The sequence below is a fragment of the Treponema sp. TIM-1 genome, assembly GCF_046533115.1.
Lineage (GTDB): Bacteria > Spirochaetota > Spirochaetia > Treponematales > Breznakiellaceae > JAIRMO01.
The window spans coordinates 1-14,252 of sequence record NZ_JAJQRC010000018.1 but is presented as its reverse complement, the minus strand read 5'-3'; the positions used below and the strand labels follow the sequence as shown (position 1 = coordinate 14,252).

Annotated in this window: 11 protein-coding genes and 1 pseudogene; 3 read left to right on the top strand and 9 right to left on the bottom strand. The window is 55.6% G+C overall.

The window, feature by feature from the left end:
* Positions 1–837 carry a transketolase gene (locus LQZ21_RS08590; RefSeq protein WP_411043872.1) on the bottom strand — a complete coding sequence of 279 codons (837 nt, stop codon included), beginning with the start codon at positions 835–837 and terminating at the stop codon, positions 1–3.
* A 66-nt stretch (positions 838–903) separates the two neighbouring features.
* On the opposite strand from LQZ21_RS08590, the gene LQZ21_RS08585 reads away from it, so the two are divergent.
* A complete protein-coding gene (locus LQZ21_RS08585; protein ID WP_411043871.1) occupies positions 904–2,052 on the top strand; it encodes an NlpC/P60 family protein in 1,149 nt (382 codons plus the stop codon).
* 24 nt (positions 2,053–2,076) lie between these two features.
* Here LQZ21_RS08585 and LQZ21_RS08580 read toward each other — a convergent pair whose 3' ends face one another.
* From LQZ21_RS08580 to LQZ21_RS08550, 7 genes are all read right to left on the bottom strand, one after another.
* A complete protein-coding gene (locus tag LQZ21_RS08580) occupies positions 2,077–3,459 on the bottom strand; it encodes a sulfate adenylyltransferase subunit 1 (RefSeq protein WP_411043870.1) in 1,383 nt (460 codons plus the stop codon).
* Complete coding sequence (gene cysD, locus LQZ21_RS08575; protein ID WP_411043869.1) at positions 3,459–4,370, bottom strand: sulfate adenylyltransferase subunit CysD; 912 nt, start codon at positions 4,368–4,370, stop codon at positions 3,459–3,461. The genes LQZ21_RS08580 and cysD overlap by 1 nt, the downstream gene beginning before the upstream one ends.
* 45 nt (positions 4,371–4,415) lie before the next feature.
* Complete coding sequence (locus tag LQZ21_RS08570; protein WP_411043868.1) at positions 4,416–5,117, bottom strand: phosphoadenylyl-sulfate reductase; 702 nt, start codon at positions 5,115–5,117, stop codon at positions 4,416–4,418.
* Positions 5,107–6,174 (bottom strand): sulfate/molybdate ABC transporter ATP-binding protein, encoded by a 1,068-nt coding sequence (locus tag LQZ21_RS08565; RefSeq protein WP_411043867.1) that lies wholly within the window; start codon positions 6,172–6,174, stop codon positions 5,107–5,109. The genes LQZ21_RS08570 and LQZ21_RS08565 overlap by 11 nt, the downstream gene beginning before the upstream one ends.
* A gap of 161 nt (positions 6,175–6,335) precedes the next feature.
* Positions 6,336–7,178 carry a sulfate ABC transporter permease subunit CysW gene (gene cysW, locus LQZ21_RS08560; RefSeq protein WP_411043866.1) on the bottom strand — a complete coding sequence of 281 codons (843 nt, stop codon included), beginning with the start codon at positions 7,176–7,178 and terminating at the stop codon, positions 6,336–6,338.
* Positions 7,175–8,005, bottom strand: a complete 831-nt coding sequence (gene cysT / locus LQZ21_RS08555) for a sulfate ABC transporter permease subunit CysT (RefSeq protein ID WP_411043865.1) — start codon at positions 8,003–8,005, stop codon at positions 7,175–7,177. Before cysT ends, cysW begins: the two co-directional genes overlap by 4 nt.
* 10 nt (positions 8,006–8,015) lie before the next feature.
* On the bottom strand, positions 8,016–9,107 hold the full coding sequence (locus LQZ21_RS08550) for a sulfate ABC transporter substrate-binding protein (protein WP_411043864.1): 1,092 nt from the start codon (positions 9,105–9,107) through the stop codon (positions 8,016–8,018).
* A gap of 502 nt (positions 9,108–9,609) precedes the next feature.
* Here LQZ21_RS08550 and LQZ21_RS08545 point away from each other — a divergent pair.
* Together LQZ21_RS08545 and LQZ21_RS08540 are read left to right on the top strand one after the other, a co-directional pair.
* Positions 9,610–12,408: a hybrid sensor histidine kinase/response regulator gene (locus LQZ21_RS08545; protein WP_411043863.1), complete on the top strand. Its 2,799-nt coding sequence runs from the start codon at positions 9,610–9,612 to the stop codon at positions 12,406–12,408.
* Between the two features lie 27 nt (positions 12,409–12,435).
* Complete coding sequence (locus tag LQZ21_RS08540) at positions 12,436–13,560, top strand: HD-GYP domain-containing protein (RefSeq protein WP_411043862.1); 1,125 nt, start codon at positions 12,436–12,438, stop codon at positions 13,558–13,560.
* A gap of 165 nt (positions 13,561–13,725) precedes the next feature.
* Here LQZ21_RS08540 and LQZ21_RS08535 read toward each other — a convergent pair.
* Positions 13,726–14,252: pseudogene (locus tag LQZ21_RS08535) on the bottom strand (integrase catalytic domain-containing protein); the annotation flags it as partial.

Here is a 14,252-nt window from a genome sequence, read left to right as displayed (position 1 = left end):
TTATATCCCCCCTTTCATAATAGAAACCTTTGCCTTTTCGCAAAGTTCCGAATCCCCAGAGGCGTAATGCCATACCACGTTGTTTTCCATAAAGTCCACCCCTTTGCCCTTGACCGTATTGGCCAGGATGAGGACCGGCTTATCCGTGGCAGCCCAACCCCGGTCCAGGGCGGCGGCCAGCTCGTCAAAGTTATGACCGTTCACCTCAATGACCTCAAGGCCGAAGGCCCGCCATTTATCCCCAAAGGGTTCAAGGGCCATGACATCCTCGGTTTTGCCGTCTATCATCAGGCGGTTCCGGTCCACGATGGCGATCACGTTCCCCAGTTTAAAATGGGCCAGGGCCATGGCCGCTTCCCAGACACTTCCCTCGCAACACTCCCCGTCCCCCAGCAGGCAGACGGTCTTAAAGCTTTTTTTGAGGTACCGCGCCCCCAGGCCCAACCCCACCGCCATAGAGAGGCCGTGTCCCAGGGATCCCGCGGAGGCGTCGCAGCCCAGTACCTTGTTGCTGTCCGGGTGCATGGCAAAGGGGGAGCCAAAGTGGTTAAAGGATTTTAACTCCTCCTCGGGGAAAAATCCCTTTTTAGCCAGTACCGGGATAAATCCCGCCGCCGCATGGCCCTTGGAGAGGATGAACCGGTCCCGGTCCGGCCATTGGGGCTCTTCAGCCTTAACCGTAAGATACTTGAAGTAGAGGATCGTGAGAATCTCCACAATAGAGAGGGATCCCCCCACGTGAGCCCCCCCGGACCAGGCCATAACATCCACGATGGTCAGCCGTAAGTCCCGGGCAAGGGTGGTAAGCTCCCGAATTTCCGCATCACTACAGGGCATATACACCTCCCATATTATTTTATGATGATCCTTGATGTAGTGTTTCCAAATAGAGAATAATTAAGTATGTTTCACCTTATGGAGAATGTCAACAAAAATCTTTATTTCTTCTTCCTTATTTTTGCCCTGTCCTCCCTGACCGCGGCAGGGACAGAGCCGGGCGATTCCGGGGCAAAAAATGCCGAAACCGGTTCCCTGGAGTCCTTTGCCGACCCCCGCCGGATCTGGGGAGACGGGCTAGAAGGGCTTATTGAGGAAGCCTACCGACAATGTTTTAAAACCTATATTATCGGCGGCAGGATCATGAACCTCAGGATGCCCTTCGTGGAAAACCATGAACGGGATAAACTTTCCGATCAGGACTGGGAATTCCTTGGGGGAGGCAAGGGGAATCCCGGTTACCTCTGGGAAGCCATTGACCGGGTCCTGGATTCCGAAGATTTTAAACAATACACCCGGGTCTTGGGAGACGGCCGGGAAAAGATCATCATCTTCGATATGTCCCGGCGAACCTGGACCGTTTCTTTGGATCTCTTCGATATAGCCCGGATAAAGACCGGAGCCTACCACGGGCTGCCCCACAAGCCCTACGTGCTGGTCTCGGGCCGGGGGATAACGGCGGTGGAGGTCTACAATTATCTTTACTGTATAGGCTGGACCGGGATGGATTGTTCCGGCTTTGTATGGTATGTGCTTTCTTCTATTGCCCGCCGGCAGGATCTGGATCTGGGCCGTTCCCTCAGCCGGGCCCTGGGGGTCCCCCGGGGAGAAGACCCCTCCTATTATGCGGGAACCTGGTTTTATAATTCCTCCAATTCCCAGATAATCAGCGTACCCGATAAAATCAGCGCCCTGCGCCCCGGGGACATCCTCCTTTTCCGGGGTGTCGACGGAGACATGGTCCATTCGGCGATCATCCAGTCCGTTGATTTTTCCCGGGGGGTAATCCGGTACCTCCAGAGTACCGATGAGGCCCCTTTGGAGGATCGGGGGGTCCACGAGTCCTTTGTTTATTTTGATCCCTCCCGGCCCGGGATCAGTCTTAAAGACCCCGGTCTGCGGTGGACCCAAAGCCGGTACCCCCCCTTCCCCGGGGAAAAGGCCTCCCCCTTCTCCGACGACGGTGAACGTTACCGGGCCTATGAAGAGTTGGGAGGGGGCAGGGTGGTCCGGCTCCGGGTCTTAAACCCTCCCGGCCGGAAGACCCGGTCCTAATGGTTTATTGAAAATGAGGTCTCCCTAAATTCCGCCCCCGGGATCGGGGAAGCGGTGGGGAAAGTGGACCTTGAGGAAGGCGAAGAGCTCTTCCTCGAATTCCTTGGATATCCGGGGCGGCTCCGGCGCCTCATTCCCGGCCGCCGCAAGGCTTTCCAGAATGATGCCGCCCCCGGCGGCGTCGTAGCCGTCAACGATAACGAAGCGGCCCAGGGAGGGGTTGTCGTAGAAGGAGGATACGGCGACGGGCCGGGCCAGGCTCAGGACCACGCTGCCGCAGTCGTGGCGCTGCAGTTCCCGGTACTCCGCCCCGCCGCTTTCGCCCAGGAAGCGCTCGATCTTTACCAGCCGGGCATCAACCTTGTCGCTTCCCAGCTTGAGGAGGCAGGTCCGGTGGAAGCCCAGGGGCCGCGACCCCAGCCATATCACGTTGGCCCGGAGCCGGTCGGCGGCCCGCACCGGGGCGGCCTCGCCGGACTTCACCATCACCTCCCCCCGTTTCACATAGATCTCTTCTTCCAGGGTAAAGCCCGAAGCCTCCCCGGCAACGGCCCGGGTCTTTGCCGGGGCGTTCCAGACTTCGATGTTTTTTATATGGGCCTCTTTGCAAGAGGGCAGAAAGCGCACCGCCTCCCCGATGGAAATTTCGCCGCTCACGATGGTCCCCGCATAGATCCGCCGGTCGTCGTGGTCGTTACTAAAGCGGTAGACATCCTGTACGGGCATGGCGAAGAAGGAGTCTTCATTGGAGGGGAGGTTGTGAAAGCTGTCCAGCACTTCCAGCACCGTCTTTCCCCGGTACCAGGGCATATCCATCGGGGCCCGTTCGGTGATGTTCTTACCCTCCCGGGCGCTGACCGGCACAAAGGCCAGGGGCGTTACCTTGAGGGTTTCCAGGTATGCCCCGTATTCGCTGGTGATCCGGTTGAACACCCCCTCGTCGTAATCCAGGGCGTCCAGTTTGTTCACCGCCACCAGCACCTGGGAGACCCCCAGAAGCGAGAGGATCAAACCGTGGCGCTTGGAATTTTCCGCCACCCCCTCCACGGCGTCGATCACCAGTACCGCGGCCACCGCCCGGGAAGCGCCGCTGAGCATATTCCGCAAAAACTCGATATGCCCCGGCGCGTCGATGATGAGGTATTCCCGGAGGGCGCTCTTGAAAAAGATCCGGGCGCTGTCGATGGTGATCCCCTGCTGCTGCTCATCCTCCAGGGCGTCCAGAAGGAAGGCGTATTCAAAGACCCGGCCGTTCTTTTTGCAGGCGTCCTTTACCGCCTGGAGCTTTCCCTCGGGCAGGGACAAGGTATCCGCCAGGAGACGGCCCACCAGGGTACTCTTGCCGTGATCCACGTGGCCGGTGATCACGATGTTCATCCGTTCCGAACCCGGTCCGTCCGCGGCCATCACATATACCCCTCTTTGCGAAGGGTTTCCAGGGTACCGCCGCCCTCGATGTCCTGGGCCCGGCCTGAACGCTCCGCGATGTTCCTGAATTTCCCGCTGATGAGTTCTTCGATGATCTCCCGGGGATTACGGGCCTCGGAATCCACCGGATTGGTACAGGGATAACAGCCCAGGGAACGGTAGCGTTTACCCGCGCCCTGGTTGTAATAAATGGGAATCGTGGGGATCCCCTCCCGTTCGATATATTCCCAGATGTTGAGTTCCGTCCAGTCCAGCAGGGGATGGACCCGGACGTGGGTCTTGGGGGCAAACTCGGTCTTGTAGAGGTTCCAGAGTTCCGGCGGCTGGGAGCCCGCATCCCAGCCGCTCTTTTCGTCCCGGCTGGAAAAGACCCGCTCCTTGGAACGGCTCCCCTCCTCGTCGCTGCGGACCCCCACGATCACCGCGTGGTAGGGCTCGGCGGATTCCAGCTCCTCCCAGGCGTCCCGGTGGGGATCGTAGACCCGCCGGGGCCCGGTGCCGTCCAGGGTCTGCCGCAGGGGAATGGTCTTGAGTTCCCTGCAGCAGCTTATCCGGTCCAGGCCGTCGGGAAAGGTCCGTTTCTCCGCCAGGGCCTTCCCGTTCTGCCCCACCACGAGGCGCAGCTTCAGCTCCCGGGCCAACCGGTCCCGGTAGGCTATCATTTCGGGGATCTTGTAATTCGTGTCGATGTGGATAAGCTCAAAAGGCACATGCCCGAAAAACGCCTTTTTTGCCAGCCACAACAGAACCGTGCTGTCCTTCCCGATGGACCAGAGCATCCCGATATTCTTGAAAGACCGGTAAGCCTCCCGGATGATAAAAACACTCTGGGACTCCAGTTTGTCCAGCTTACCCAAGCCCTGCCATGCTTCCGTTGTTTCTCCTGCCATTCCTTCTCCTTGTCTTCCCGCAAAGCCCCTGTCAGCCGCCGGCTATCAGCCGCCGGCGGCCCTCCGGGCATGCAGACCGCATTCCTTATGGTCCGGAAGTTCCCACCACCAGCGGCCGGAGCGGATATCCTCCCCTTCCCGTACCGCCCGGGTACAGGGGGCGCAGCCGATACTCTTGAAGCCCTCGGCATAGAGGGGATTGAGGGGGATCCGGTACCTTTCGATATAAGCGGCCAGATCCTCATCGCTCCAGTCCGCCAGGGGATTTATCTTTACGAGGCCGAACTGTTCATCGTATTCCAGTAGCTTCAGATCCGACCGGGTGACTGACTGGGCCGCCCGGAGGCCCGTAACCCAGGCGTTTTTTCCCGCCAGGATCCGCGCCAGGGGCCGCACCTTCCGCACCTCGCAGCAGCGCCGCCGCTTTTCAAGGCTTTCCCGCATCCCCCATTCCCCCAACTCCGCTTCCAGTTTTTCTTCTTCCTCCGCCTCGGGGTAGTATTGGTGGATGGGGATATTAAAAAAAAGTTCCACCTCCCGGTGGTATGCCGCGGTCTCGGGAAAGAGCCGGTTCGTGTTCAGGGTGAAGACCTCAACCCCCGCCCCGCCGCAGCCCAGGAGGAGGTGCAGGGCCGCCGCATCCTCCGCCTGGTAACTAAAGGCCAGGGCCGCCGGGCCCCGGATGGCCCTGAGGATCCGGGACAGGGCCTCCGCTCCCTTATCGTTCCGCCTATCGTCAGATGACATAATCGCTCCAGATTTCATCCTTGGAATAAATTTTCGCGCCGAAGAACAGGATGTATACCCGGTCCCGGTTGGCCTTGGTGATGAGGGTCCATTGCTTTTTGTCAATGTCCGCCTCGATCTCCTTCTCCCCGGAGATGGTTTTCAGGTTCACCCGCACCCGGCTGCCCAGGACGCGGTGGCTGATGATCTCCGCCTCCACCGCCTTGCCCCCCTCGTCGGAGAGGCTTATCACCACGTCCTGGGGCCGCACGAAAAAGGAAATCTCCCCGTCCCCGGAACTTTCCCCCGCTGGGGCAAGGTTCAGTACCCCCTGATCCAGCCGGGCATGAAAGAGATTCACGTTCCCCAGGAAGCTGTACACAAAGGGATTGGCGGGATGATCGTAGACTTCCTCGGGGGCGCCGATCTGTTCGATTTTCCCCTTGTTCAGGATAACGATATTATCGGAGACCTCCAGGGCCTCCTCCTGATCATGGGTAACAAACACGCTGGTGATGTGGATCTCGTCGTGGAGAAAGCGCAGCCAGCGCCGCAGTTCCTGCCGGACCTTGGCGTCCAGGGCGCCGAAGGGCTCATCCAGGAGCAGCACCCGGGGCTCAATGGCCAGGGCCCGGGCCAGGGCCACCCGCTGCTTCTGCCCGCCGCTGAGTTCGGCAGGCAGCCGGTTCGCCATGGACTCAAGCTGTACCAGGCCGAGGAGCTTGAAGACCTTCTCCCGGATCTCCGCCTTGCTGGGCCGCAGGGAACGGGGACGGATCTTGAGGCCGAAGGCCACGTTTTCAAAGACGCTCATGTGCTTGAACAGGGCGTAGTGTTGAAATACGAATCCTACCTTCCGGTCCTTGGTCTGTTTCCAGGTGGCATCTTCGCCAAAGAGGCTGATGGTTCCCGTATCCGGGGTCTCAAGGCCGGCGATGATCCGCAGGAGGGTGGTCTTTCCCGACCCCGAAGGCCCCAGAAGGGCGGTGATCTCCCCGTCGGGGATAGAAAGGTTGATGGTATCCAGGGCGGTAAAATCCCCGAACTTCTTGTTAACCTGGGTAATTTCTATGCTCATTTCCGCTCATATCCTTTCATAGTACACATTCCTTTATATGTTAGTTTCACACATAATAGCCACACCCTTTTTCACGTATTATTTTTACACATACTAATTACACCTCATTTTTACATCTTTTTTTTACACATAATTTATAAACATTGTTACCACACATCCTTTTATACCATTTTTTGCTTCCGCTGTTCCGCGATAAAACGCTCTATCACCGCCTTGACGATCAGGGTTACCAGGGCGAGGAGGGTCAGGAGGGAGGCCACCGCGAAGGCGGCGCCGAACTGGTATTCGTTGTAGAGGATCTCTATGTAGAGGGGCATGGTGGTGGTGATCCCCCGGATGATGCCGGAGACCACCGCTACCGCCCCGAATTCCCCCATGGCCCGGGCATTGGTCAACACCACCCCGTAGAGGACCCCCCACTTGATATTGGGAAGGGTTATTTTGAAGAAGGTCTGGAGGCCGTTTGCCCCCAGGGTCAGGGCGGCCTCCTCGTCATCCTTTCCCAGCTCTTCCATCAGGGGGATGAGTTCCCGGGCCACAAAGGGAAAGGTCACAAAGGCGGTGGCGATGATGATCCCCGGCATGGCGAAGACGATCTTGATATTCCGCGCCATGAGCCATGAGCCGAACCAGCCGAAGGATCCGAAGAGGAAGATGAACAGGAGCCCCGCGATCACCGGAGAAATGGCAAAGGGAACCTCTATCAGGGTAATGAGGATATTCTTTCCCCTAAAATTGAACTTGGTGATGACCCAGGCCAGGATGACGCCGAAAAAGGTGTTTACCGGCACACAGATCAGGGCGGTCAGGAGGGTCAGGCGGATGGAGGCAAAGACATCCGGTTCACTGAAGGCCCTGATATAGCTCTTGAACCCCGACCCCAGGGCCTGGGAAAAGATCGTGAGGAGGGGGATAACGATAAAGACCGCAAAAAAGGCTAGGGCGATACCGATGAAGGTCGGCTTTATCCACCGGGGTTCTTTAACGATTCTGGGGGCGCTCAATTTTTCTTCCTTTTTTTGGCATAGCCCTGCAAAAGGTTGATGAGGAACAGGAGGACAAAGGCACAGATCAGCATGGTAACGCCGATGGCGCTGGCCCCCCGGTAATCAAACTGGAGCAGTTTTTTTACGATCAGGAGGGGCACTATCTCACTTTCGTAGGGCATATTGCTGGAGATAAAGATGATGGAGCCGTATTCCCCCAGGCCCCGGGCAAAGGCCAGGGCAAAGCCCGTGAGGAGGGCCGGCAGGATCGAGGGAAAAATCACCTTGCGAAAGATCTGATAGAAATTGGCCCCCAGGCTGGCGGCGGCTTCCTCCAGTTCCTTATCCAGTTCCGCGATGACCGGCTGGGTGGTCCGCACCACAAAGGGCAGGCCGGTAAAGATAAGGGCAATGATAATACCCCCTTTGGAATAGGCGATGGAGATCCCCGCCTTCTGCAGCAGGGCCCCGAGGACTCCATTGGGGGAAAAAATATAGGACAGGGAAATTCCGGCCACCGCCGTGGGGATCGCAAAGGGAAGGTCAATGAGGGCGTCGATGACCCGTTTGCCGAAGAAGGAATACCGGGCCAGGATCCAGGCGATGATGAGGCCGAACACAAAATTAACGACGGCGGCCCAAAAGGTCGACACAAAGGAGATCTTAAAGGCCGCCAGAACCCGTTCATTGACGATCAGGGCCCAAAACTCCTGGAAGGATAAATGGGCCGCATAGAGGATCAGCGCGGAAAGGGGAATAAAGATCAGCAGGGACATATAGGTTATGGAAAGACCCAGGGTTAATCCGAACCCCGGCAGTTTTGTCCTGCGTTTTCTTACACCCATGATGTTCCCGCTACCGCCGCTTGAGCTCGTCAATGATCTTGTCGAACTCCCCCCCGTCACCGAAGTGAAGGGGCTGGGCCTTGACCCAACCGCCGAAGACCTCGTCAATGGTGATGAGTTTCAGGGCGGGGAATTGGGAGGCGAATTCCCGGGCCACCGCTGGGTCCCGGGGACGGTAGTAATGCTTTCCCGCAAGCCGCTGGCCCTCGGTGGAATAGAGGTAGTTCAGATACTCCCGGGCAACCTGTTCGGTTCCCCTTCTCTTGACCACCGTGTCCACCCAGGCGACGCTGGGTTCCGCCAGGATACTGAGGCTGGGAATGACGATGTCAAATTTCCCCGGACCCAATTCGTTGATGGAGAGGAAGGCTTCGTTTTCCCAGGCCAAAAGCACATCCCCTATCCCCCGCTGGACAAAGGTGTTGGTGGAACCCCGGGCGCCGGAATCCAGTACCGGCACATTACGGTAGACCTGCTTGACAAATTCCCGGGCCTGGGCCTCGCTGCCGTATTTCTCCAGGGCGAAGGCCCAGGCGGCCAGGTAGTTCCACCGGGCGCCCCCGGAGGTTTTGGGGTCCGGGGTGATGATCTGCACCCCCTCGCGGACGAGATCGTCCCAGTCCCTGATGTTTTTGGGGTTCCCCGCCCGCACGAGGAACACGATGGTGGAGGTATAGGGGGCGCTGTTCTGGGGAAGCCTGGACAGCCAGGCGGGGTCAAGGACCGGAGGCTTGGTCTTGGCGGCGATTTCGTCAATGTCGTAGGCCAGGGCCAGGGTTACCACATCCGCCTCCAGCCCCTCGATGACGCTCCGGGCCTGCCCGCCGGAACCGGCGTGGGACTGGCGGATGGTTACCGTATCGCCGGTCTTCTGCTGGTAGTAAGCGGCAAAGACTTCATTGAATTCCCGGTACAGTTCCCGGGTAGGATCGTAGGAAACGTTGAGGATCTCGATGGACGCGCCGCCGCTTTGAGCAGCGCTCCCGGCGGAACCATCCGTATTTCCGGCGGCAAAGAGGCCGGATGCCGCCAGCAAAAAGATCGCCGCTACTCCCAGGCCCTTTCCAAATCCCAATCGGTTTTTATACTGTTTTTGTACCATAATTATACTACTCCTCTGTTTTTTTTGTGAATCCGATGGGAATAGATCTTCCCATCCTCCCTTTATTTTTTTACAAGGGACCTCCCGGTCCTCAGGAATAATCTGTCGGTCATCTGCGCGCTGATAACTTCAAATAATTCCTAGTATTACTAGGTAATTAATATAATTAGAACGAAATTTTATGTCAAGGGGATTTGAAAAAAAAATGAAGATTTTTGCGCAATTATTAAAAAAAAGAGGGAAAAATTAAAATTTTCGCTCGAATCGTCCTGTTTTTCTAACTGCCGCCGAATAGCGGATTATCCCAAAATTTTAAAAAAAAACACTTTTTTTTGTTTTTTAGGTGTATTTCGTCCAAAAGAATAATCATAACATTTGAAGTAACCGAGGGGGCTGTTTCAAGACTAATCTGAGCTTTGAAACCGCTTCGAGGACCGTTAAAATTCCGTTCCCCCGGGGATCGGGTTTTTAGCGGGGTTCCCGTATTTTTAAGGAGGCTGTTATGTCCCTGTCAATTCGTACCAAGGTTATTTTCATTATAGTGGCAATAATTACGGGAATGACCGCGGCCAGCGTACTTGTCGGAATAACCTTAACCCACCGTAATCTTATAAAAACTATGGAAAATGACATGGGAGTATCGGGAGCCATCGCAGAACAGCTTATTACGGAAAAGGTGGGCCGTATACGGGCCGATATGCGGCTTATCGCGGAAAAATGTCGGAATCTGGATGATGAACAGATCGACGAAGTGCTACGGAAAGAGGCCGCCGCTCATGGTTATTTGGACATAGGGCTGATATATCAGGACGGCAGCATACGGTCCTACGGCGAGAAGAAGCCCAATTACCGGCTTTCTGAAAACGAGAATGCCCGCCGGGCCCTGCGGGGTGAGATCGTGATGAGTACCACCCAATATAACGACCATGGGGATTTTATCATGCGTTTCTGGCTGCCCCTGGAGAACAGGATCCTGGTGATCAGCCTGCCGGGAACGGTGATAAGCGACGTACTGACCCAATTCAGTATATGGGAATCGGGAAGTATTTTTGCCCTTGACCATGAGGGGGTGATGATAGCCCACATGCGGCCGCAGCTGATTTTGGGCCGCCCCAATTGTATCAAAATGGCGGAAGCCGAACGGGAATACCGCCCCATGGCCGCGCTATTTTCCCGTATGATTCAGGGTGAGATCGGAACCGGAAAATACCATTACCAGGGCGTCCCCCGGATCTGCGCCTTCAGGCCCATTCAAGGTACCGACGGCTGGTCCCTGGGAATAGCCTGTCCCATCGGCGAAAGCCCGGTTTCCCATGTGGTAGGGCCCTTTTTGATTTCCGGGGCCGTGTTCCTTGGTCTGGGAATTTTAGCCGCGTTTTTAGCGGCGGGTTTTATTTCCCGTCCCTTTGAAAAAACAGAGGAACTCGCCCTGATGGCCAAATCCGCGTCCGAGGCAAAAAGCCATTTCCTGGCCAATATGAGCCATGAGATGCGTACCCCCCTTAACGCCATCATCGGCTTTTCCGAAATGGAACTGGGCAAAGGGCAGGAAAGGGAGACGCAGACCCGCTGTTCCGATGAGACCCGTGAAAGCCTGGAAAAAATTTACAACTCCGGTATAACCCTCCTGGGGCTTATCAATGATATCCTGGATATATCCAAAATTGAATCGGGAAAATTTGAGCTTGTCCCGGTGAATTACGATATGCCCAGTCTGCTGAACGATACGGTGGCCTTCAATATCGTGCGGATCGGCAGCAGACCCATAGTCTTTAAGCTGGATATCGACGAAAACCTGCCCGCCCGGCTTTTCGGCGACGAACTGCGGATAAAACAGATCCTCAACAACCTCCTTTCCAACGCCTTTAAGTACACCAAGGAGGGAACCGTAATGCTGCGGATCCGCTGCGAGCGGGACCGGGCGGGGGTATGGATGACCGCGGCTGTTTCCGATACCGGCATGGGCATCCGGGAGGAAAACCTGGACCAACTCTTCGGCGAATACAACCAGGTAGACACCCAAAGCAACCGGCATATTGAGGGGACCGGCCTGGGGCTTGCCATCACCAAACGGATGGTGGAGATGATGAACGGCTCCATTTCCGTAGAAAGCGAATACGGTAAGGGAAGTACCTTTACGGTCCGCCTGCTCCAGGGTTTTGCCGGCGAAGCGGTCATCGGCAAGGCCATTGCCGAAAACCTTACGCAATTCCGGTATACCATGGTCCGCCGGAACCGGAACCGGCAGTTGGTGCGGAGTTTTATTCCCTATGCCAAGGTACTGGTGGTTGACGATGTGGCCGTCAATCTGGACCTTGCCCGGGGAATCATGAAACCCTACGGTATGACCGTGGACTGTGTTACCGGCGGGCAGGCGGCCGTGGATCTGATACGGAAGGGAGAACCCCGGTATGACGCTGTTTTCATGGACCACATGATGCCCGGCATGGACGGTATCGAAGCGGTAAGGATTATCAGAAACGAAATAGACAGTGATTACGCCCGGACCATACCCATCATCGCCCTCACCGCCAATGCGATTATCGGCAACGATGAGTTGTTTCTCAACAACGGTTTTCAGGACTTTCTTACCAAACCCATTGATATTATGAAAATGGATGAATCCATTAACCGATGGGTACGGGACAAAAAAATGGAGAAGGAATTGGGGCTGGATAAGGAAAGCCGCCATTTAGCGGCCATGATCCGGGCCAATCCGGTAGAGGGTCTTGACGTGGAAAAGGGGCTTGCGCGTTTTGGAGGGGACGGAAAATGCTACCTGGATTGTTTACGTTCCTACGTGACCCATACCCCATCCCTGCTTTCGGCTATAGGGACCGGGGGTTCCCGGGAAGATTACGCCATTACCGTACACGGCATTAAGGGTTCCAGCTACGGTATCGCCGCGGAGATAATCGGGCAGAGGGCGGAAAAATTGGAACATGCCGCCAAGGCCGGAGACATGGCCTTTATTGAAGCCGAAAACGAGGACTTTATAAACAGTACCGGAAAATTCATCACCGGCTTAATGGGGCTCCTGGCTATCCTGGAAGATAAGCGGCAAAAGCCCCGGAAACCTGCCCCGGACCCGGCCTTGCTCGCCAGGATTCGGCATGCCGCGGAAAATTATAATATAGGCGAACTTGACCAGCTTATAGAAGAATTGGAACAGGGGGACTACGAATCGGATCCGGATTTGGTACCCTGGCTGCGGGGACAGATCGACAAGTCCGGATTTAAAGAAATAGCGGAACGGCTTATGCCCCAGGATCGGGAAAGGATCCTATCCCTTGAGGCATAAGGAAACTCATAAAAATAGGAGAAGCGTATGAAAAAGGAACGGCAGATAATTTTTTTGGTTGACGACAACATGGCCAATCTTACCGCCGGTAAGAGCATGTTGAAGGATCGCTACGACATTTTCCCCATACCTTCGGGACATAAGCTTTTCGAAATTCTGGAGAGGGTAAGCCCGGATCTGATCCTTTTGGATATTGAGATGCCCGAAATGAACGGTTATGAGGCGATAAAAAAACTCAAAGAGGAACGGAAAACCCTGGATATTCCGGTTATTTTTCTTACCGCAAGGACCGATCCCGGTAGTGAGCTTGAAGGCTTAAGTCTGGGCGCCATAGATTATATCTACAAACCCTTCTCACCGCCCCTGCTCCTCAAGCGTATAGAAAATCACCTGCTTACCCGGAATCAGCAGCTCGTTTTGCGGGACTACAATGACAATTTGCAGCAGATGGTACAGAAACGAACCCGGCAGGTGACGGAACTGCAGAATTCCATATTAAGCACCGTAACGGAGATGGTTGAATTTCGGGACGAGGTAACCGGCGGGCATATAGAACGCACCCAAAGTTATCTGAAACTGTTGGTGGATAAACTTTTGTATGAAAAAATCTATTGGGAAGAGGTTTCAACCTGGAATCTGGAATTTCTCGTCCCTTCCGCCCAGCTCCACGATGTGGGTAAAATCGCCATCAGCGACGCCATTCTCAATAAGCCGGGAAAACTAAGTGCCGAAGAATTTGAGATTATGAAAAGACATGCCGCCATCGGAGAGGCGGTCATTGAGGGCATCATGAAAACAAGCTCGGAAAATGATTTTCTCCACCACGCAAAAATTTTTGCCGGAACCCACCATGAAAAATGGGATGGTTCAGGATATCCCCGGGGGTTAAAAAACACCGCCATCCCCCTCCAGGGCAGGCTGATGGCGGTCGCCGATGTCTACGACGCCCTTATTGCCGCCAGGCCCTACAAAAAGCCCCTCAGTACCGAAGAGGCGGAACGGATAATCCTTGAGAGCCGGGAAAAACATTTTGATCCGGTCCTGGTAGACCTCTTCCAGGATCTGGCTCCTCAGTTTGCCCTGATTGCCAAACACAGTAACGCGGTTTTGCAAAGCAGGCCGGAATTTGCCGGCTTAAAGGAAACGGCTTAAAAGTCCCCCTGTTTCTCTTATCCGGCTCCGAAACGGTAATTTCGGAGCCGGTTCCCTTCATAATAGTTTTTTCCCATAATGATCTAACCAGTCAATTACCGCACGAAATGCCTCATTTCAAAAAGTAACCGAAGGGCTGGATGCCTCATTTAGAAAAAAGTAACTTTAGGCCGCGGGTTCCCTTCCGGAGGAAGGGGACTGAGCGGCGACGGCCTCCCGCAACGCGAGGACGGCCTTGTTGACAGTATGTTGTAACTGAACCGGATTGTAAAGCCCACAGAGCCGGGTCAGTTCTGCTTTTACCTCCGGTGGCAGCGCCTCCGACTCCAGGAGACGCTGGCAGGGGCTGCGGGGTTCGTCATATTTTTTTAACTCTTTGGAACCAACCTTTACTTTGCTTTCAAGCTTCATAGTGGGCATGAAGAAATTGAGGAGAGGGACCAGGGAGCGGTAGACGGCGGTAAGGCGGGCCTGGAGGGCATCCCCCTCCAGGCGGTCATAGCCGACATACTCGCGGACGACGGCGCCGTTTTTTTGTTCGACGAAGCAGTTGTCATTTTTCTTGTGGTCTCTTGAACGGGTAAAGGGGATGGGGCAGGCGGGGTTGCGGAGCCAGTCGGAGATGACCTGGTTGATAAATTCGCTGCCGTTATCGCTGTGGAACTCCCTGAGCGGGAAGGGAAGGGTTGCGT